This is a genomic window from Stenotrophomonas sp. TWI1183 (assembly GCF_039673115.1).
GTDB lineage: Bacteria > Pseudomonadota > Gammaproteobacteria > Xanthomonadales > Xanthomonadaceae > Stenotrophomonas > Stenotrophomonas maltophilia_AA.
This window is the reverse complement of sequence record NZ_JBDJKZ010000001.1, coordinates 25,832-45,177: the sequence shown is the minus strand read 5'-3', so window position 1 is coordinate 45,177 and position 19,346 is coordinate 25,832. Positions and strand designations below refer to the sequence as shown.

Here is a 19,346-nt window from a genome sequence, read left to right as displayed (position 1 = left end):
CAACCTCACCTGAATCGATCTAAATTCAACGCCATGACAAAAACGGGGACGGTGCGGTGGTTGGGGCTCGCGGTAGGGGCGATGTTGGTGGCCGGCACGGCCACGGCGGCACCGTCGAAGCTCGGCGAACGTGCCTATGCGGCGGTCGATCCGTTCATCGGCACGGCCGGGGAGGGGCACACCTATCCCGGCGCGACCGTCCCGTTCGGGATGGTGCAGCTCAGCCCGGACACCCGCATCCAGCCGCGCGAGAAGGCGTATGGCTGGGCGGCGGGCTACCGGCATGACGACACCAGCATCGTCGGCTTCTCGCACACGCACTTCTCCGGCAGCGGCCATTCCGATCTGGGCGATGTGCTGCTGATGCCGGTGCGTACCGATGCCAGCCTGGAGCGGGGCGATCCGGACAAACCCGGCAGCGGCTATACCTCGCGCTTCCGCCACGACGACGAGCGCGCCGAACCAGGCTACTACGCCGTCACCCTGGATGATCCGAAGGTGCGCGCCGAGCTGACCACCAGCACCCGCGTCGGCGTGCATCGCTATACCTATCCGACCAACCAGCCCGCACGCGTGCTGCTGGACCTGCGCACCAGCCTCTACGACTACCCGGGCAAGATCATGTGGTCGCGCCTGCGCGCCCGCGAGGACGGCACCATCACCGGCTTCCGCGAGACCCGCGGCTGGGCACCGGGCCGGCAGCTGTATTTCGCGATGCGCTTCTCGCGGCCGCTGACCGGTCACGCATTCCACAACACCGAGACCGACATCGCCTACAAGGGCTTCCCGCCGCCGGGTCACCAGAGCCCGGCCCAGCGTGCGCAGATTGAAGGGCGCCAGCTGGTCGGCACCTTCGATTTCGGCACGCTGGACACGCCGCTGGTGGTGACGGTGGCGATTTCGTCGGTCAGCGAGGCCGGTGCGATCGCCAACCTGGAGAGTGAAGTGCCGGGCTTCGATTTCGACCGTGTCCGTGCCGAGGCAAAGACGCAGTGGACGCAGGCACTGTCGGTGCTGGATATCGACGGCCCCGAGCACGACCGTCGCAGCGCCTACACCGCGCTGTACCACAGCCTGCTCGGGCCGACCGTGTTCATGGACAGCGATGGCCAGTACCGCGGCTCGGACAATGCCGTGCACCGCGCCGAGGGCTATACCAACTACTCGACGTTCTCGCTGTGGGACACCTACCGCGCCCTGCATCCGCTGCTGACCCTGGTGCAGCCGGAGAAGCGCAACAGCGATTTCATCAATTCGCTGCTCGCGCACCAGCACAACAGCGCCTACGGGATGCTGCCGGTATGGGCGTTCCACGGCCAGGAAACCTGGTGCATGATCGGCTACCACGCCGTGCCGGTGATCGCCGATGCCTACCTCAAGGGCATCCGCGGGTTCGATGAGAACAAGGCGTTGGCGGCGATGGTGGCCACCGCGAATTACGGCCCGTACGACGGCATCGCGCAGTACCGCGAGCTGGGCTGGGTGCCGATCGATGAAGAAGGCGAGGCCGCCAGCAAGACGCTGGAATATGCCTTCGACGACTGGACCATCGCGCGCATGGCCAAGGCGATGGGCAACACCCAGGTCGCCGGTGAGTTCGAGAAGCGCGCCACGAACTGGCGCAATGCCTATGACAAGGACACCGGTTTCATGCGGGCGCGCAAGCGCGATGGCAGCTTCCGCACGCCGTTCGATCCGAGCGCCAGCGGCTACGGCACGGATTACACCGAAGGCAACGCCTGGCAGTACTCCTGGTATGTGCCGCACGACGTGGCCGGCCTGGCCGCCGCGCACGGGGGCAGCGACGCTCTGCTGGCCCGTCTGGACCAGGTGTTCGAGGCCAAGGTCGACCCCGCGATCTTCGAGCACATGGAAGACATCACCGGCCTAATCGGCTGGTACGCGCACGGCAACGAGCCCAGCCACCACGTGGCCTACCTGTATGCCCATGCCGGCCAGCCGTGGCGCACCCAGGCCCGCCTGAAACAGATCATGGACACCCAGTACGCCGACCGCCCCGACGGCCTGGCCGGCAATGACGACCTGGGCCAGATGTCGGCGTGGTACGTGTTCACCGCGCTGGGCTTCTACCCGGTGGCACCGGGCAGTGGCGAATACATCATCGGCCGCCCGTTCCTGCCCAAGGCGGCGCTGCACCTGCCGAACGGCAAGACCTTCACCATCGTCACCGACGGGCTGGGCAAGGGCCACGACTACGTCGGCTCGGTGACGCTCAATGGCCAGCCGCTGCAGCGCACCTTCCTGCGCCACGAGGAAATCCTGGCCGGTGGCGAGCTGCGCTTCACCCTCCAGGCCGAGCCAAACAAGGCCTGGCCGGGGCAGGGCGCGGAGCAGCCGTACTCGATGTCCCGCTGACCGGCTGCCGGGGCGCCCTTCTGGCCAAAATGGGATTTATGTCCAATTTGGCCAGAAGGGGTATAGTAGGGCCATCCCGTCCTGGAGCGTGCCATGACCCTGCCACTGGATCTGCCCGGCCTTGAAAAGGCTACGGCGTCGTCGGTGAAAACCCGCGGCTGGCCCAGCCTGATGCGGACCGTCCGCGAGAAACAGGCCCTGGTGATCACCAACCACAATCACCCCGAAGCGGTGATCGTGGACATCAAGACCTACCAGGAGCTGCTGGCCAAGGCCGCCGGTGGCGATGCCGATGAGCGGCTGGGCGAGCTGGAACGCCTGCGCGCCGCGTTCGATACCACGCTGGCGAACCTGGGCCGCGATGGCGGGCTGGGCAAGGTGCTGGGTCAGCCGATCCGCCGTGGCCGCAAGGTCGCCCTCGGCAGCCCCCTCTGACCGATGGGGCGCATTCTGGTACTGGCTGGCGTCAATGGCGCCGGCAAGAGTTCGCTGCTGGGCATGTGGCTGGAAGAAGAAGGCCTGACCTGGTTCAACCCGGATACGTTCACCCGCCGCCTGGTGGAGACGGGGTGGTCGCTGGGCGAGGCCAACGCTGCGGCCTGGAATGAAGGCGCGCGCCGGCTGCGGCAGGCGATCGACGAGGGCACCGACTTCGCGTTCGAAACCACGCTGGGCGGCAACACCATCCCGCGCCTGCTGCGTGAGGCGTGCGAACAGCACGACGTGGCGATCTGGTTCTGCGGCCTGCAGAGCGTGGAGCTGCACATGGAACGCGTCGCCGCGCGGGTCAGTCGCGGTGGGCACGATATTCCCGCCGACAAGATCCGCGCCCGCTACGACTCCTCCCGCGAGAACCTGCTGGCCCTGTTGCCGCATCTGGCGGAACTGCACGTCTACGACAACAGCGCCCCGGCCGACGCCGATGGCGCCGAACCGCTGCCGGTGCTGCAGCTGGATCGCAACGGGCTGCACTATCCGGCCTCGGCGATCGAGCTGCTGCAGACCCCGGACTGGGCGAAGCCCATCGTGATGCGGGCCATGGAGCTGCATACCCCTGCGTAAGTGTTACTGCAGGGGCCTGAGCAGCAACAGCACGCTCAGCGTAAGCATAAAGACCGCGATGCCCGCGTCCAGCCAGCGCCACCCCCTGGCATGCGCGAACCACGGTTGCAGCCAGCGCGCCCCGACGCCGAGCAGGGTGAACCACGACACGCTGGCCAGGCACGCGCCTGCCGCGAACAACCACCGGGCATCGCCCGGGTAGCGGGTCGAGAGGCTGCCGAGCAGCACCATCGTGTCCAGGTACACGTGCGGATTGAGGAAGGTGAATGCCAGGCAGACCAGCAGCGTGCGCTGCCATCCCGCCTGCATGTCAGCCGCTGCATCAAGCCCGCCACCGCCGGACCAGGCCCGGCGCGCTGCCATCAGGCCGTATACCGCGAGAAAGGCCGCCCCACCGAAGCGCAGGACCTCGAGCAGCAATGGGAAACGCGCCACGGCTGCGCCGATGCCGGCCACCCCCAGCAGGATCAGCACGATGTCGCCGGCCGCACAGACCGCGACGACCAGCGCGACGTGCTGCTGTTTCAGGCCCTGGCGGAGCACGAAGGCGTTCTGGGCGCCGATGGCGATGATGAGACCGGCACCGGTGAAAAAGCCGGCGAGGGCGGCAGCTGGCTGCATGGGGAAATCCACGGAAGGGGCGTGCAGGGTGGCCGCAGGAGGGGGATAAGCCCAGCTACATTTCCTGTGGCACGATAAGCATTCCTGATGCCGAGACCGCCATGAGCCTGCTCCATCCCCAACTCGCCGCGTTCTCGGCCGTCCTGGAGGAGGGCAGCTTCGAGGCCGCCGCGCGGCGGCTCAACCTCACCCAGTCCGCGATCTCCCAGCGGATCAAGGCGCTGGAGGACCGTCTCGGCCAGGTACTGATCGTGCGCCAGGCACCGTGCCGCCCCACACCCGCCGGGGAACAGCTGCTGCGCCGCGTGCGTCCGATGCAGACGCTGGAAGAAGAGGTGCTCGCCGACTTCCTGCCGGATGCGGAGGTGCAGCATCGCAACGTCTGCCTGGCGGTCAACGACGACTCGCTGGAAACGTGGTTTCTACCCGCGTTGGCCGCGTTGCATGCTGCACATGGCTACACCTTCGACCTGCGCGTGGACGATCAGGACCACACGCTGGATCTGCTCCGGGACGGCTCGGCACTGGGCGCGGTGACGGCGGATGCCAAGGCCCTGCAGGGGTGCAATGTCCACCCGCTGGGCACGATGCGCTATCTGGCGATCGCGGCGCCGGCATTCAAAGCGACGTATTTCGGTGCAGGCGTGAGCGCGGCCTCCCTGACCTCCGCCCCGATGATCGTCTTCAACCGCAAGGACCGGCTGCAGGCGCGGTATCTCCGCACCGTCACGCGCGCGACGCTGTCCCCGCCGGTGCACTACCTGCCTACGTCGACGGGCTTTGTCGAGGCTGCGGCACTTGGGCTGGGCTGGTGCCTGGTGCCCGAATCACTCGCCTCCACTGCGCTGCAGAGAAACGCGGTGGTCGAGCTTGATCCAGCGCGCTGGATCGACGTGCCACTGTACTGGCAGCACGCGGCGATCCGCTCGACCACGCTACAGCGCATCACGGCTGCGATGCGAGACGCGGCAAGCAAAGTACTTCGCGATCCGTAATGCGGCCGACCTGTCTCAGCCCACCGGCTCGTGGATCGGGCAGCCATTGAAACGCGAGCGGAACTGACGCGAGGCAGCCATCACCACGCGGCGCGCCCGGTTCAGGCCACCGAGCGGACGATGCTCGGCCAGCGCGTGCCACGGCGCGAACGCGAGCGCATCCTCGACGCCAGGCGAGCTGTCAGGCTGCCAGGCCTCCTGCTGTGCCACGCTCAGGCGTGCGACCGGCAGGAACGGGCTGTCCGCCTCGGGCCAGACAACCGACGCATCTTCGATCGGCATGCGCTCCACATCGCGGCACAGCTGCACGCGTAGCTCCCATTCGACTGGATTGGGCAGGTCGGTGAAGAAGGCCACCACCGCGTCGCGCTGCGCGTCTTCGTCCGAACCGATTCTGTCGCCGGTCAGTGCGAGCAGGGCAGGTGAGACCGGCGCCAACGAAAACTTGGCCATGTACGGACCGTAGAGAAACGGCACCTGGCTGAAGAAGGTCTCCCCCAGCGGATGGTGCTGCGGCTCGCCGCCCATGCCCTTGAGCAGGGCGCTCTGGCCACCGACTGCCTCGAGTGCCGCTTCCGCACCCCGCAGCGTGGCCGAGATCATCCGCTTGGTGCGCGGCATCCGCTCGGTGGTCGCGGCAAGCAGCTTGGCCGAACGCAGGAAGCCGGCCACCCCGGGCGTATTGAACGCGGGGCCGTTGACCATGAGGAAGTCCTGCGTGTGCTGCTCCTCGGCGCCCTCCGCACGCGCGCCCTCCACGCCGATCACTTTGAGCGCCATCGCGCGCGGGGTGGAGACCGAATCGGGGAGCTGCTCGGCCGGCGGCGAGGACAGCCGCACCCGCGCGTCGTAGCTGCCGGGCCGCGCAAACAGGCCGTGGCGCAGCTCCGCAGGCAGTTCATCCAGCACGCGCAGCCGGCCCCGTAGCAGGCCTTGACCCTTGGCGTGCACCGCGCGGTGCGCGTGGCCTTCCTGTTCGGCCACCGTCAGTGCCATGCGTGCGAACACTTCGGTCAGCTCACGGATGTGGGTGGCCTCGTCCGCATCGGCGTGCTCAAGCGAGGCGTGATAAAGGACGGGTGGGCGCAGCGTCATGGAGGCTCCTGTGTGATCAAGGTGGACATCGAAGAGGGGAACGTGCTGCGCGGGGAGACAGGCTCCCCGCGCAACGGGACACTTGCTGGATTCAGGCCGCAGCGGCCTTGGCATTGCCACCACCGGACAAGGCCAGCAGGGTCAGCTTCTCGTCCGTGTCTTTCTCTTCCTTGAGCGTTTCCAGTAGCAGCGGTACGGCCGCCTTATAGCCCAGCTGTTTGGCCAGCGCGGCGATGGTGCCGTAGGAGGCGATTTCGTAATGCTCCACCTTCTGCGCGCCACCGATCAGCGCTGCGTCGCGCACCGGGCCTTCCTCGATGCTGTCGATCGCGTCCTTGCCTTCTTCGACCAACCCTTCCATCGCGGCGCACTTGATGCGCTTGAGCCGGATGCCCAGCAGTTCCACCACCTGGTCGATGCGCTCGATCTGGCCCTGGGTTTCCTCCAGATGCGTGGTGAACGCGGCGGCCAGGTCGGGATTGGAGGCGGCGCGCGCCAGCCTGGGCAACGCCTTGGTCAGCTGCTTTTCTGCGCTGTAGATATCCGAGAGCTCGTGGATGAACAGGTCTTCTGCGGTCTTGATCGCCATGGGAGGTACTGCCGGTGGGTGTCGAGTCACCGACGCTAGGCGCGTGGGTGTTAGGCCGGTGCGCTTTGTTGTGAAGGGGGCCTGCACGCGCGCTCAGGGCGCGTCCGGCCATGCCTTGAGCAGGGGCAGCGGATCGTAAGCGCCGTCGGCACCGTAGATGCCCCAGTGCAGATGCGGTGGCGTGCCCTTCGCGTTGCCGGTATCGCCGACGTAGCCCAGCACGGCGCCTTGTTCGATGACATCGCCGCGCGCCAGGCCCTCGCGCCAGTCGTCCAGGTGTGCGTAGTAATAGCGCTCGCGCGCCGGGCCCATCACCCACACCTGGCGCCCACCCAGGCCACTCTCACGGATATCCGCGACGATGCCGGGTGTCGCGCTGCGCACTTCGGTGCCACGTTTGGCGAAGATGTCCACACCGGCATGCGTACGATCGCGTCCGCGCGGTGCGCCGAAGGTATCGGCCACCTGGCGTGCCGAAACACCGGCCACGGGCACGGGCAGGGCGGTTGGGGCTGGCATCTGCGACAGGCGCCAGAGCGCGCGGGGCGATTCCGCGATCGGGCTGTTCCAGAGCACGCCGGCCACCACGATGCACACGACGAGGACGAGCAAGCGGAGCAGCCAGCGCCGCAGTCGGCGTGCAGGCGAAGAGCGCACGGGCGGCGTCGCGGGACTCACGAGACGGGCTCCCGCGACTTTTTCGCAGCCATGCGTCCCGACACATGCAGATGCTCCGGCACATGCCAGCGCCACGGAAACTCGATCGCCTTGCTGATGCCGATCCGAGGCCCGACCACCGGCGCCTCTGGCGGCGCCATTCCATCGGACACAATGCGGATGCCACGGTCATTGCGCACCAGATCCGCACCATCCAGCGCCTTGGTGATGCCCATCGCCTGCGACAACCGCCCCGGGCCACTGGCCAGATCGCGATCGCGCTGGATGGCCGGACGCGCTTCGCGGATCAGCTCCAGCCCCGCCACCGGCTCGAGTGCCCGCAGCAGCACGCCCCAGCCCTGGCCGACCTCACCGCAGACCGCATTCGACCCCCAGTGCATGCCGTAGCTGAAATAGACGTAGAGGTGTCCGGCCTCACCGAACATCGTGGCGGTGCGCGCGGTCATCCCGCGGTACGAATGCGCCGCAGGATCCTGGTCACCGGCGTACGCCTCCACCTCGACGATGCGCCCGGCCCGACCGTCATCGCGCACCAGCAGCTTGTTCAGCAGCTCGGGCGCCACGTCGGTGGGGTGCCGCTGGTAGAAGCGTCGCGGCAGAACGGTCCACTTCTTCATGCCAATCCGCGCAATGGATACACCTTTGCCAGTCCGAAACGATTCCTTACTGTGACGCGCCGCGGGTCAATACGCGATCAACGCGCCATCATCGTCACGCGATGCTCGCCCGGCATTCGCAGCAGGTTGATCGTCGCGGGGCAATCCTCGGCTTCGTATCCGCCGCCACGAAGCACGCGCCATGCCCGCCAGAAAACGCCTGAAGATCGCGACCTTCAACGTCAATGGCGTGCTGACCCGGCTGCCGCATCTGCTCGCGTGGCTGGAGCGCGAACAACCGGATATCGTCGCCCTGCAGGAACTCAAGGCCACCCAGGAGGCATTCCCGGAGGCCGCCATCCGCGATGCAGGCTACGGATGTATCTGGCAGGGCCAGCGCGCCTGGAACGGGGTTGCGCTGCTGGCGCGCGGCCAGGACCCGATCGAAAGCCGGCGTGGCCTGCCCGGCGATCCAAAGGACGACCAGAGCCGCTATCTGGAAGCCGCCGCGCACGGCGTGATCGTGGGCGGCCTGTACCTGCCCAATGGCAATCCGCAGCCCGGTCCGAAGTTCGACTACAAGCTGAAGTGGATGCAGCGCCTGCACAAGCACGCCAAGAGCCTGGTCGCGCTGCCGCATCCCGCCGCACTGATCGGCGATTTCAACGTCGTGCCCACCGATGCGGACATCTACGATCCCAAGTCGTGGCGCAAGGATGCGCTGCTGCAGCCCGAGGTGCGCGAGGCGTACCAGGCGCTGCTCGGGCAGGGCTGGACCGACAGCCTGCGCGCGGTCCACGGTGACGCAGAGATCTTCACTTTCTGGGACTACTTCCGCGAGCACTTCACCCGCGACCGCGGCCTGCGGATCGACCACCTGCTGCTCAATCCCGTACTCGCGCCCAACCTGAAAGACGCGGGCGTGGACAGCTGGGTGCGCGCCCTTGAAAAGCCCAGCGACCACGCGCCCACCTGGATCGAGGTGCTGGCGCCCACAAAACCCCGATAGCGGCCCGGCGCCCATACCGAAAACGCGCCTGAGACGGTACAGTCGTCTGGCAGGCTGTTTTGAAGGGTATTGCCATGCCATATCGAAGAAGGGACATCGCCCCGGGCGTCGGCGAGGGCAAGCGACTGCCGGCCGGCCCGGAGACACCGGTGTTCTGCCGTGCGCGCGAGTATCCGGCCGGCACGATCATCGCGCTGCATCACCACCCGGACCGCCACCAACTGGTCTACGCCGAATCCGGCGTGCTGGTGGTGCAGGCCGGGGCGGGGCGCTGGGTGGTGCCCAGCACGCGCGCGATCTGGATTCCGGCCGGCATGGGACACAAGGTCAGCTGCATCGGCGCGGTCGGCATGCGCAGCCTGTACATCCTGCCGCAGGCGATTGCCCAGCCGCCGGCCGGCGCATCGACGGTCTCGGTGACGCCGTTGCTGGCCGCACTGATCCACGCCGCGATGGACGTACCGTCTCCGTATCAGGCCGAGTCACGCGACGGGCGGCTGATGCAGTTGATCCTGGATGAGCTGCGGATGCTGCCGGTGCTGCCGCTGCACCTGCCGCAGCCGACCGACCCGCGCCTGCGGGTGATCGGACAGCAACTGGAATCCACCCCGGAGGATCCGTCCACGCTGCAGGACTGGGCCACCCGGCTGGGCGTGGACGTGAAAACCATCCAGCGCCTGTGCGCGCGCGAACTGGGCATGACCTTCGGGCAATGGCGCCAACAGGCGCGCCTGCTGCGTGCGCTGGAGCAGTTGGCGCACGGTGACAAGGTGATCGACGTGGCGCTCTCGCTGGGCTATGCCAGTCCGAGCGCGTTTACTGCGATGTTCAAGAAGCGCTTCGGGCAGCTGCCGAGTCAGTTTTTTCACTGAAGGCGGCCTCAGGAATCCTCTCCAGGAACAGCTGGAGACCTTGCTGGAAGGCGGCGGGCTCCATCGCCTCGGACCGCTTTGGAATCCAGTGGGCCTTGCCGCGGCGATGCAGCGCGGCGCAGGCGATGCGATGGAAGTGCTCGGTTTCGGCCGCGTGCACGATCCCGGTCCAGGCCAACGTCACCGGGTGCTGGGGGTCGCGGCCCAGGCGGAAGCCGTGGTCATCGAAGCGGAGCACGTAGTTGCCTTCCTGCGACGCCAGACGTGTGCGCAAGGTGATCTCGGCCAAGCGCAGGCTGAGCGCACCCAGACGGCCGGCGCGCGTGCCTGCACGCATCTCGATGCGCCGGTGGAGGGGCGCGAGGAGGCGATCGGCAAGACGCCACAGCGGCAGCGCGAGCAGTGCAAGCACGATCGCGGTGACCATCGTGGTGGGTGTCGCATCGCGTTGCAGCAGCAGATGCGCGCTGGCCACAGGAAACGGCAGCAACAGCAGAAGCTTGAGTGCACCGGGCTGCCCGCGCGCGACAGCATCCAGCAACGCCGCGTCCTTTCGGGCCTCATGCGCCAAGGCCTCGGCCACGCGCAGCCGGGTCATCGCCGGGGTGAGGGTGTAGTGCAGTTCGACAGGGGTCACGGCATTCTGGTCTTCGGCAGGAACGCGGTCGCCAGCCCGAGCAGCGGCAGGTAAGAGGTGAAGTGGTAGACCCACACCAGGCCGTGCACGTCGGCCAGATTGCCCAGTCCGGCCGCGCCGATACCGCCGATGCCGAACATCAGGCCGAACATCAGCCCCGAGACCATGCCCACGCGCCCCGGCACCGCTTCCTGCGCATACACCACCAGCGCAGCGAACGCCGAGGACATCACCAGCCCGATCACCACCGCCAGCACCGCCGTGCCCATCAGGTTGGCATAGGGCAGGGCGATCGCGAACGGGGCGACGCCCAGGAAGGAAATCCAGATCACCGCTTTCCGCCCGATCCGGTCCCCGACCGGGCCCCCGATGAAGGTGCCCAGCGCGACCGAGGCCAGGAAGATGAAGAGGTAGATCTGGCTCTGCTGCACGCTCAGGCCGAAGCGCTCGATCAGGTAGAAGGTGAAGTAGTTGGTGAACGAGGCGATGTAGACGAACTTCGCGAACATCAGCACCGCGATGACCGCGATCGCTTGGATCACCTTGCCCCGGCTCAACCCGATGCCGTGGCTTTTGGCCAAGCCCTTCATCTTGGCCTGGCCGTGCTGGATGGTCCAACCCGTCAGGCGGAACAGCACGGTGATGGCCAGTGCCGCGGCGAGCATGAACCAGGCGATCGCCCGCTGCCCGTGCGGAATCACGATCGCCGCCGCCAGCAGCGGGCCGATCGCCGAGCCGGTGTTGCCGCCGACCTGGAAGGTGGACTGCGCGGTACCGAAGCGACCGCCCGAGGCCATCCGCGCCACGCGCGAGGCCTCCGGATGGAAGGTGGCCGACCCGATGCCGACCACGGCCGCGGCGACAAGGAGCATTTCGTAACGGGTCGCCGTCGCCATCAGGGCGATGCCGACGAAGGTCGCGATCATGCCGGACGGCAGCAGATAGGGCAGCGGCCGTTTGTCGGTGTACATGCCCACCCAGGGCTGCAGCAGCGAGGCGGTGACCTGGTAGACCAGCGCGATGATGCCGATCTGCCCGAAGGTCAGCGAGAACTGGGCCTTGAACATCGGATAGACCGCCGGCAACACTGCCTGGATCATGTCGTTGAGCAGGTGCGCGAAGGCAGCGGCGCCGACGATGCGGATCGCGAAGCCCTGGTTCGGCGCGGGGGCTGTCGGCTCGGTGGGGACGAGGGGTGGGGCAGTGGTTTCAGGGGTCATGGGGGCACGATCTGGAACGGAGGATACCCACGGTGTTGGGCCGGGCAGCTGGCACCGTGGCGCGAAAACAGGACGCCAAGCGTAGGACGGGCGTAGTATCCCGTCTCTCGCGATATGGGCGGATGTCGTCGCGTTTAGGACATGACCTTGGGTCGCGGCAACGCCCCCGCTCCCATGCATAATCGAGGCTGGTGCCGGAGGTGGCTCGCTCGTTCGCAGGAGGCAGGAAAGGATGTTGCCGATCAGAATGCTCACCGTGGCGCTGCTGCTCTTCAGCGGCACCACCTGGGCGAAAGTGCCTGCCGAGCCCGTGCAGGCCGAACAGATATTCACCCGCTGGCTGGCCGCTTACAACGCAGGTGACAGCCAAGAATTGCAGGCGGTGTTGTCGACCTACGGGATCGACCACACCGCGCAGCGGTATCTGGACATTCGCGAGACTTTCGGCCCGTTCGATGTGCTGACCAGAACCGTGGACACGCCCGATGCCATTGCGGCCATCGTGCGCGGAGCATCGAGCGATCGCGGGGTGCTGATCACCGTGGCCGTCGATCCGGCGAACAGGCCGCGCCTGAAGACGCTGCAGCTGGAGGGAGTTGATATACCCGACGCCTTCAAGCCCGCCCGGCTTGAGATGCCTGCGCTTCTCGCGCAGAGCCGCGCGCGACTGGTCGCCCTGCAGGCACAGGGCAAGCTGTCCGGCAGTTTCCTGCTGGCGAAGGACGGCAAGGTGCTGATGGCATGGCAGGGCGGCCTGGCCGATCGCGAGCAGGGTGTATCGGTCGATGCCGCCACGAAACTCAGATTGGCCTCGTTGAACAAGATGTTCACCGCGGTGGCGATCCTGCAGCTGGCGGAGGCGGGCAAACTCTCGCTGGACGACACCATCGCACGGCACCTCAAGGGCTACCCCAATCAGGCTGTTGCCACTGCCGTCACCATCAGGCAGTTGCTCAACCACACCAGTGGCCTGGGCGAGATTTTCGACGAGGCCTTCGAAACACGGAAAGCGTCGCTCAAGACGCTGTCCGATTATTGGGGCGTCTATGGCACCGCGGCACCGGCCTTCACGCCCGGAACGCAGGACCAGTACTCCAACTACGGCTACATCCTGCTCGGCTCGATCATCGAGGCTGCATCGGGGCAGTCGTACGACGCCTATGTTGAACAGCACATCCTTGATCCAGCGGGCATGACATCGACGGGATCGGCGGCCGAGGCGACCTTGGTTCCAGGCCGCGCGGTACCCTACACGCTGAGCGACGGCCAGTGGGTGCGGGAGACCAAGACGCTGCCGTTGCGTGGCACCTCGGCAGGCGGGGGTTACAGCACGGCCGGCGATCTGCTCCGGTTCGCCGAGGCACTGCGCAGTGGCCGGCTAATCCCGCCCGCGGCATTGCAGGCTGCCACTTCGCCGCAGAACACCAAAGGCTGGTACGGCTATGGATTCATGGTGAGCGGCGAGGGCGGGCAACGCCAGTACGGCCACGAGGGCGGGGCGCCCGGCGCGAATGCCGCACTCATCGTGCTGCCCAGCCAGGGCTACGTAGTGATCGGATTGAGCAATGTCGATCCGGATGCGATGGAGAACGTGGTCAACTTCGTCGGCAATCGTCTGCCGCTGTAACGCGGCCGGCTCAGCGCCAGCCCAGCAGCACCGGCAGCGACGACGCCAGCAACGCAATCCCGGAGACCGTCAGCAGGCTGAGCACGATCTGCCGGAACCGCAGGTCGCTGATGCCGATGTACAGGCGCGTGCCCAGCAGGGTCGGAATCAACATGGCCGGTGCGACGATGGCGAACATCGGCAGCATCTCGCGGGTGACGATGCCGGTGCCCACGTAGGTGCCCATGGTCACCAGCAGCATCGACAGGTTGAAGTTCTGCACGATGGAGCGCTGCACATCGCGCTCGTAGCCGCGCAGCGTGCGCCACAGCGTCGGCAGGGTGCCGGTGAAGCCACCGAGCCCGCCCATGATGCCGCCGGCAAACCCGACCACGCCATCCGCCGCGCGCCCGCCCGCGGTGACCCGCGGCAGCTGGCGTGACAGCAGCATGGCGGGACACCACAGCACCAGCAGGGTGCCCAGGATCGCCTTGAGCCAGTTCATGTCGAGCATTGGCAGCAGGTAGACGCCCAGCGGAATCCCTACCAGTCCACCCAGAACGAAGGGCAGCAGGGTCTTCAGATTGAAACCGCGGCGCACGGTGAACGCCGCCAGCAGTTGGCCGGTCAGGGCACCGAACACCGAGAGGGTAGCCGCGAGCTTGGGATCCAGCACCCACGCCCAGAAGGAGAGCGCCACCAGCCCAAAGGCGAAGCCCGAGAGCCCCTGCACAAATCCCGCCACGATGGCGCCCAGCGCCACCACCAGGTAGATCGAATCCACGACGTTTCCTTACTGACGGTCGGCGAAGGCATCCGTCGCGCGCACCAGGGCGTCGGCGGTGGCCGGCTCCATCGCGCTGTGACCGGACAGCACCATCTGCAGCGAGGCCTCGGGCCAGGCGCAGGCCAGGTCCCAAGCACTGCGGGCCGGGCAGATGATGTCGTAGCGACCCTGCACGATCACGCCCGGCAGATGCCGGATGCGGTCGATATCACGCAGCAGCTGCCCATGATCGAGGAAGGCACGGTTGCGGAAGTAGTGGGCCTCGATGCGCGCCTTGGCCAGCGTGTGCAGCGGATCATCACCGGACACTGCATCGACGTCATGCACCAGGGTGGCGGCGTGGTCTTCCCAGCCGAGCCAGGCCTGCGCCGCGGCGATGCGGGTCGCTTGGTCGGGGCTGTCCAGCCGGCGCCAGTAGGCCTCGATCATGTCGCCACGTTCCGCCTCGGGGATATGCGTCTCGTAGCGCGCCCAGCGCTCCGGGAACACCCAGCGCGCACCGCCATCGGCCTCGGCGAACCAGCGGTTTTCCTCGGCACGGCCGAGATACACGCCACGCACGATCACGCCCGTAGCGCAGTCCGGATGGGCCTGCGCATAAGCCAGCGCCAACGTGGATCCCCACGAGCCACCGAACACCAGCCAGCGCTCGATGCCGAGCAGGCTGCGGATGATCTCGACATCGGCCACCAGATGTTGGGTGGTGTTGTCGCGCAGCTCACCGAACGGCGTGGAGCGGCCGCTGCCGCGCTGGTCGATCAGGACGATCCGGTAGCGCGCCGGGTCAAAGAAGCGTCGGTGGAGCGGCGACACGCCTGCACCCGGGCCACCGTGCAGGAACACGACCGGAATGCCCTCTGCGTTGCCACATTCCTCCACATGCAGCGTATGCAGCGCATCGACTGCGACGCGGTGCTGTGCGTAGGGCGTGATAGGCGGGTACAGGGTGCGCATGGTGCGGATCTCGGCGGCAGTTGGGCTCAGGATAGCCATCGCGGCCGTTTCCGTCATGCCTGGTCGTCGTTACGACAGCGCGTGCGAACGATCTGGGGGGCTTTGCAACAAATCCTAAAAATGCGGCGAATCCGGCGTTTTAGCAATTCTTGCATGGTGCAGTGCGTGACGCGGTGGTCTTCTTGGCGCACCCGGCCAGATGCGCCCGGGCGTAGACCCAAAGCGAGTAGACCATGAGCAACCGCACGACCGCACGCATACGGCAGCACGCACATGCCTCAGGTTTCACTGTCATCGAACTGATGATCACGCTCGCGATCATGGCCATTCTTGCTGCGATCGCGCTGACCAAGTACCACGATCACGTGGATCGCGCCCGCCTCACTGCGATGGTGTCCGAAATCTCCGCCGGCAAGGTTGGGATGGAAATGCTGCTGATGGACGGCCCGCTCAGCGCGATCATCCCGCCCGCAGAGGTGGGCCTTCAGCCTTCAACCGAGCTGTGCACCACAGTGAAGGCCGTGGCGTGGCTGGACAATCCCGTGGCAAGGCTGACGTGTGTTTCGGAGCACGGCGAGGTACAGCTGTGGTACTCGACCACGGATGGGTGGGCCTGCCATGCCTACATCAGGATACGGGACTGGGCCCCGACAGGCTGCGAATCATGGGGTTACTTCCGCCCCGATCCATGACCTGGCGGCGCGAAGCGCACCGATGGTCACGTCGGCACCGCAGCGGGGGATTTGAAATCCACCAGGCTGGTCTTGCAACAAATCGTAAAAGTGCGGCGAATCCCGCGTTTTAGCAGTTCTTGCATGGTGCAGTGCGTGACGCAGTGGTTTTCTTGGCGCACCCGGCCAGATGCGCCCGGGCGCAGACCACAAGCGAGCAGACCATGAACAAACGCACCACTCCCCGCGTACGACCGCATACGCACGCCGCCGGTTTCACCTTGATCGAACTGATGATCACGGTGGTCATCCTGGCCTCCCTCGCTGCGATCGCCTACCCCGAGTATCGGGAACGCGTCGACCGCGCCCGGCTCACTGCGATGGTGTCCGAAATCTCCGCCGGCAAGGTTGGGATGGAAACCTTGCTTTTGGACGGGCCGCTCAACCGGGTTATCCCTCCTGCAGAGGTGGGCCTCAAGCCTTCAACCGAGTTGTGCACCAGAGTGAAGGCGGTGGCCTGGCCCGATGATCCGATGGCCACGCTGAACTGCGTTTCGCAATTCGGGGAAGTCCAGTTGTGGTACACCACCACGGATGGGTGGGCGTGCTACGCCTATATTAGGGTGCGGGACTGGGTCCCGGAAAACTGCAAGCTGGCAGGCATTCTTCGTCCCGATCCCTGACCTTCAGCTACGCAGCGCAGGTCATCGTGGATGATGGCCTGGAGGCAGGAGGCGGCACCCACATCACCCGCCGTCGCGTGACACCCTCTGCCGGTAGGCGTGCACATTGTCCCCTCGGATCCGCCGTTCCTGCGTACCCGTCACGGTATCGACCTTGCGGTCCGCGCCCGTCACCGGCTTGGCGTCGATGGTCGTTTCATGCTCGAAGGCATGCGACTTGTCCGTGTTGCGGTAGTACCGGTACAACGCCCAGTACAACGCCGTCGCACCGGCCGGGCCGGCGGCAAGCAGCCAGAGTCCACTGTCATCGCTCATGAGGCAGCTACCAGGAAGAAGAGAACGAGGGCTTCAATGATCGTGCCGGTGGTGAGCGCCGCCAGCAGCAGCTTCCACTGCTGCACGGGCACGCTGCCCATGGTTTCACCGGTGCGGCCATTCACCGCGATGTAGTGCAGCATGCCGCCGTTGCGGCCAGGCTGGTGATATGAGTAAAGCCACACGGGCAGGTACATCGATACCCAACGGGTGCCGTGCACATCCACGCGCTCGCGCTCCCAGCGCACACCGCGGTCGTAGCGGCGCACAGAGCCCTCGACCTGCGCGCGGGCGATCGACAGCAGCTGATCTTCCAGGCGCGGCCGCAGCTTCTCCACGTCGAGATTGCGCTTTTCCGAGGTGAAGCCCGCCAGATAGGAGGCGTTCCACTTCAGCGCGTTCTTGGTATCGAACGGCAGGATCGCGTTGATGATGTTGTTGGTGTTGGCCTGCGTATCCAGGTTGCCGCGTTCGGACGAGGATTCCATGGTGAGATCGTCCACGGTGAAATCCACCTGGCGATCCACCTGGTAGACATCGGCGTCGTAGTAGGTCTGCTTGTTCTTCTCGGTGCCGCGCGTGTACTGCCGGGTCTGGATTTCGCCCTTGCCGGACACGCTGGCGCTGACGTTGCTGTCCACGATCATGTAGGGCAGATAGACGCCGGTGACGTTCTCCGGCGTGAACTGGTCCTTGAACGCCTTGAGCGCGAACAGGCGGCGCTTGTCCACGAACTGGCGGATGCGGGCGACCGCATCGTCCTTGCTGATATGGAACGGCAGCACCGCATCGGGCACCGCGCCATTGGAAATCTGCTCGTTGACCCCGAACACATGGCGGCACCAGTGGCAGCGTGCCGTCATCGTGCTCTCGGTGTTGATGGTGACTTCGGCACCGCAGCCGGTGCATTTGAAGCTCATCAGGCTGGCGGTATCGGCCTCGATGTCGCGCGCACCCGAGGCGACGACCGTGCCGCGCAGCTCGCCGATGCCTTCGCCGAACCCGAAGGCCTCCTCCACGCGGTCGCCATGCCATTCGTGACGGCAGAACTGGCAGACCAGCACGTCGCTGCCCAGCTTGAGGCGGATATCGCTGGAGCCGCATTTCGGGCAGCGGTTGAGGCCGTCCTTGAGCTCGGCCGCCGAGGTGTCCAGCGCGACCGGGTCGGGCGCCTGCACCTCATCGCGGATGGGCTGGGGCAGGGTCTCCGGGTCCAGCGGAAAACTGCCGGGCAGGGGCGGCACGTCCCGGGGCGAGCCCGGGCCGGTGACCGGTGCTGCCGGGGAAGGCGGCAACGGCGGCGGAACCGCCGGGATCGGCGGTGGGATCTTGGGGTCGGACATGGTGTCGGTGCGCTCGGTGTCTTACAGCCCCAGCGCCTTGGCCTTGAGCGTGTCGTAATCGTCCTGGGTGATCAGGCCGAGGTCGAGCATCTCCTTGGCCTTCTTCAGCTTGGCGACCGGATCGTCCGCTGCCGGAGCGACCGGCTGCTGCATGCCACCGACCCCGAGCATGCCCGAGGCCATGCCCACGCCGACCAGGCCCGCCGCGCCGCCGTTCTCACCGGCCGACTGGATGCCTTGGGCGACGCTGGCCTGCAGATTGGAATTGCCGCGCGCGCCGGCCAGGGCATCGGCGCGCTGCACGGTCTTGAGCAGCTCGCGGGTGTTGGCGTCGTACTCGATCGAGACGATGGCGGTCTTGACGATGGCCAGGCCACGATCGGACTTCCACTGGTAGCCCTGCTCGACGGCAGCGGACAGGCTCTGCGCGAAGCCCAGCGAATCCTGCTGCAGCTTGGTGATGCGGTTGCCCTTGCCGGGATCGTTCGTATACAGGCTGAAGGCCGGGGCCAGCGAGCCGACCACTTCATTGAACAGCTGGCTGGCGGCGGCGTTGTCCAGATCGGTGAAATCGAACACCTGGCCCGGCTGCAGGTAGCTGGCCGGCACGAAATTCTTCACGAACAGGATCGGATCGACGATCTTCAGCGTGTACGAGCCGCGCGTGACCGCGCCGACCTGGGTGCCGAGGAAGCCGTCGTCCCAGTAGATCTCGGACTGCGTACCGAAGCGGTTGTCCGGCAGTTCCTTCAGAGAAACGAAGAAGGCCGCCTGCTGCGACCCCGGCTGGCCGCCGAACTTGAAGCGTTCCCAGCTCTGCTTGATCAACGGGCTGACGAAGCCGTCGCCGGCGAAGATCGACTGCGAATTGGCATCGTCCGAGCGCCACTCGTAGCCGCCCGGTTCTGCGACGAAGCCGGTGATCGCACCGTCCTGGAACAGCAGCAGGCCGTAACCCTCAGGCACCACGATCTTCGAGCCGTTGGTGATGATGTTCGAGGAGGCGCTGGTGTTCGACCCGCGGCCGGCATTGGTGCCGCGCGGCACGGCCGCGAACAGCGCTGCCGTGGAGGGCAGGCCCGTCGGCACGGTGTAGAAGTCCTTCCACTGGTCGGCCAGAACGCCACCGACTGCCCCTGCCACTGCCTGACGAAGACCCATGACCCGCTCCCTGTGATTCGTGGCCGGACACCGTGCCCGCCATGCTCGGCTGACTATATCAGCAGCCAGGGGGGCG

Annotated in this window: 20 protein-coding genes and 1 pseudogene; 9 read left to right on the top strand and 12 right to left on the bottom strand. The window is 66.5% G+C overall.

All coding sequences use genetic code 11. The features are described from left to right. Nucleotides 1–81 precede the first annotated feature (81 nt). The 3 genes from ABE434_RS00215 (at nucleotide 82) to ABE434_RS00205 (ending at nucleotide 3,438) form a co-directional block, all read left to right on the top strand. Nucleotides 82–2,376: a GH92 family glycosyl hydrolase gene (locus tag ABE434_RS00215; protein WP_346477332.1), complete on the top strand. Its 2,295-nt coding sequence runs from the start codon at nucleotides 82–84 to the stop codon at nucleotides 2,374–2,376. A gap of 93 nt (nucleotides 2,377–2,469) precedes the next feature. Next, entirely contained in the window at nucleotides 2,470–2,811 is a 342-nt protein-coding gene (locus ABE434_RS00210; RefSeq protein WP_346477331.1) for a type II toxin-antitoxin system prevent-host-death family antitoxin, read from the top strand. Nucleotides 2,812–2,814: 3 nt separating this feature from the next. Next, nucleotides 2,815–3,438: an AAA family ATPase gene (locus ABE434_RS00205; RefSeq protein ID WP_179458840.1), complete on the top strand. Its 624-nt coding sequence runs from the start codon at nucleotides 2,815–2,817 to the stop codon at nucleotides 3,436–3,438. Nucleotides 3,439–3,441: 3 nt separating this feature from the next. On the opposite strand, the gene ABE434_RS00200 is transcribed toward ABE434_RS00205, so the two are convergent. Beyond that, the gene (locus tag ABE434_RS00200) at nucleotides 3,442–4,059 is read right to left on the bottom strand and encodes a LysE/ArgO family amino acid transporter (protein WP_346477683.1); all 618 of its coding nucleotides are present in this window, start codon (nucleotides 4,057–4,059) and stop codon (nucleotides 3,442–3,444) included. A gap of 101 nt (nucleotides 4,060–4,160) precedes the next feature. On the opposite strand from ABE434_RS00200, the gene ABE434_RS00195 reads away from it, so the two are divergent. Further along, on the top strand, nucleotides 4,161–5,054 hold the full coding sequence (locus ABE434_RS00195) for a LysR family transcriptional regulator ArgP (protein WP_346477330.1): 894 nt from the start codon (nucleotides 4,161–4,163) through the stop codon (nucleotides 5,052–5,054). A gap of 15 nt (nucleotides 5,055–5,069) precedes the next feature. Here ABE434_RS00195 and ABE434_RS00190 read toward each other — a convergent pair whose 3' ends face one another. The 4 genes from ABE434_RS00190 to ABE434_RS00175 form a co-directional block, all read right to left on the bottom strand. Further along, nucleotides 5,070–6,149 carry a catalase family protein gene (locus ABE434_RS00190; RefSeq protein WP_346477329.1) on the bottom strand — a complete coding sequence of 360 codons (1,080 nt, stop codon included), beginning with the start codon at nucleotides 6,147–6,149 and terminating at the stop codon, nucleotides 5,070–5,072. Nucleotides 6,150–6,240: 91 nt separating this feature from the next. After that, complete coding sequence (locus ABE434_RS00185; protein ID WP_346477328.1) at nucleotides 6,241–6,738, bottom strand: ferritin-like domain-containing protein; 498 nt, start codon at nucleotides 6,736–6,738, stop codon at nucleotides 6,241–6,243. Between the two features lie 93 nt (nucleotides 6,739–6,831). Continuing rightward, nucleotides 6,832–7,395 carry a M23 family metallopeptidase gene (locus ABE434_RS00180; protein WP_346477327.1) on the bottom strand — a complete coding sequence of 188 codons (564 nt, stop codon included), beginning with the start codon at nucleotides 7,393–7,395 and terminating at the stop codon, nucleotides 6,832–6,834. Nucleotides 7,396–7,412: 17 nt separating this feature from the next. Continuing rightward, nucleotides 7,413–8,033 (bottom strand): DNA-3-methyladenine glycosylase, encoded by a 621-nt coding sequence (locus tag ABE434_RS00175; RefSeq protein ID WP_346477326.1) that lies wholly within the window; start codon nucleotides 8,031–8,033, stop codon nucleotides 7,413–7,415. Between the two features lie 181 nt (nucleotides 8,034–8,214). Here ABE434_RS00175 and xth point away from each other — a divergent pair. Both xth and ABE434_RS00165 read left to right on the top strand, forming a co-directional pair. Then, nucleotides 8,215–8,997: pseudogene (gene xth / locus ABE434_RS00170) on the top strand (exodeoxyribonuclease III); the annotation flags it as partial. A gap of 98 nt (nucleotides 8,998–9,095) precedes the next feature. After that, nucleotides 9,096–9,893 carry a helix-turn-helix transcriptional regulator gene (locus ABE434_RS00165; protein WP_346477325.1) on the top strand — a complete coding sequence of 266 codons (798 nt, stop codon included), beginning with the start codon at nucleotides 9,096–9,098 and terminating at the stop codon, nucleotides 9,891–9,893. Here ABE434_RS00165 and ABE434_RS00160 read toward each other — a convergent pair. Continuing rightward, nucleotides 9,850–10,530, bottom strand: coding sequence for a hypothetical protein (locus ABE434_RS00160; RefSeq protein WP_346477324.1), 681 nt, complete (start codon nucleotides 10,528–10,530; stop codon nucleotides 9,850–9,852). The two genes, ABE434_RS00165 and ABE434_RS00160, sit on opposite strands and share 44 nt — an antisense overlap. Further along, nucleotides 10,527–11,750 (bottom strand): MFS transporter, encoded by a 1,224-nt coding sequence (locus tag ABE434_RS00155; RefSeq protein ID WP_346477323.1) that lies wholly within the window; start codon nucleotides 11,748–11,750, stop codon nucleotides 10,527–10,529. Before ABE434_RS00155 ends, ABE434_RS00160 begins: the two co-directional genes overlap by 4 nt. Before the next feature lie 232 nt (nucleotides 11,751–11,982). Between ABE434_RS00155 and ABE434_RS00150 the strand changes: the two genes are divergently transcribed. Beyond that, nucleotides 11,983–13,377 (top strand): serine hydrolase domain-containing protein, encoded by a 1,395-nt coding sequence (locus tag ABE434_RS00150; protein WP_346477322.1) that lies wholly within the window; start codon nucleotides 11,983–11,985, stop codon nucleotides 13,375–13,377. Between the two features lie 10 nt (nucleotides 13,378–13,387). Here ABE434_RS00150 and ABE434_RS00145 read toward each other — a convergent pair whose 3' ends face one another. Together ABE434_RS00145 and pip are read right to left on the bottom strand one after the other, a co-directional pair. Next, the gene (locus ABE434_RS00145) at nucleotides 13,388–14,140 is read right to left on the bottom strand and encodes a sulfite exporter TauE/SafE family protein (protein ID WP_346477321.1); all 753 of its coding nucleotides are present in this window, start codon (nucleotides 14,138–14,140) and stop codon (nucleotides 13,388–13,390) included. 9 nt (nucleotides 14,141–14,149) lie between these two features. After that, nucleotides 14,150–15,097, bottom strand: coding sequence for a prolyl aminopeptidase (pip, locus tag ABE434_RS00140; RefSeq protein ID WP_346477682.1), 948 nt, complete (start codon nucleotides 15,095–15,097; stop codon nucleotides 14,150–14,152). A gap of 233 nt (nucleotides 15,098–15,330) precedes the next feature. On the opposite strand from pip, the gene ABE434_RS00135 reads away from it, so the two are divergent. Together ABE434_RS00135 and ABE434_RS00130 are read left to right on the top strand one after the other, a co-directional pair. Then, a complete protein-coding gene (locus tag ABE434_RS00135) occupies nucleotides 15,331–15,789 on the top strand; it encodes a prepilin-type N-terminal cleavage/methylation domain-containing protein (RefSeq protein ID WP_346477320.1) in 459 nt (152 codons plus the stop codon). Nucleotides 15,790–15,992: 203 nt separating this feature from the next. Continuing rightward, nucleotides 15,993–16,451, top strand: coding sequence for a prepilin-type N-terminal cleavage/methylation domain-containing protein (locus ABE434_RS00130; protein ID WP_346477319.1), 459 nt, complete (start codon nucleotides 15,993–15,995; stop codon nucleotides 16,449–16,451). A 63-nt stretch (nucleotides 16,452–16,514) separates the two neighbouring features. Here the strand turns inward: ABE434_RS00130 and ABE434_RS00125 are convergent, their stop codons facing one another. Genes ABE434_RS00125 through ABE434_RS00115 form a run of 3 tightly spaced genes read right to left on the bottom strand, consistent with a single transcriptional unit; the run spans nucleotide 16,515 to nucleotide 19,270 of the window. Continuing rightward, a complete protein-coding gene (locus ABE434_RS00125; protein WP_346477318.1) occupies nucleotides 16,515–16,766 on the bottom strand; it encodes a hypothetical protein in 252 nt (83 codons plus the stop codon). Beyond that, complete coding sequence (locus ABE434_RS00120) at nucleotides 16,763–18,109, bottom strand: TFIIB-type zinc ribbon-containing protein (RefSeq protein ID WP_346477317.1); 1,347 nt, start codon at nucleotides 18,107–18,109, stop codon at nucleotides 16,763–16,765. Before ABE434_RS00120 ends, ABE434_RS00125 begins: the two co-directional genes overlap by 4 nt. Nucleotides 18,110–18,130: 21 nt before the next feature. Continuing rightward, on the bottom strand, nucleotides 18,131–19,270 hold the full coding sequence (locus ABE434_RS00115) for an SPFH domain-containing protein (RefSeq protein WP_346477316.1): 1,140 nt from the start codon (nucleotides 19,268–19,270) through the stop codon (nucleotides 18,131–18,133). Nucleotides 19,271–19,346 lie beyond the last annotated feature (76 nt).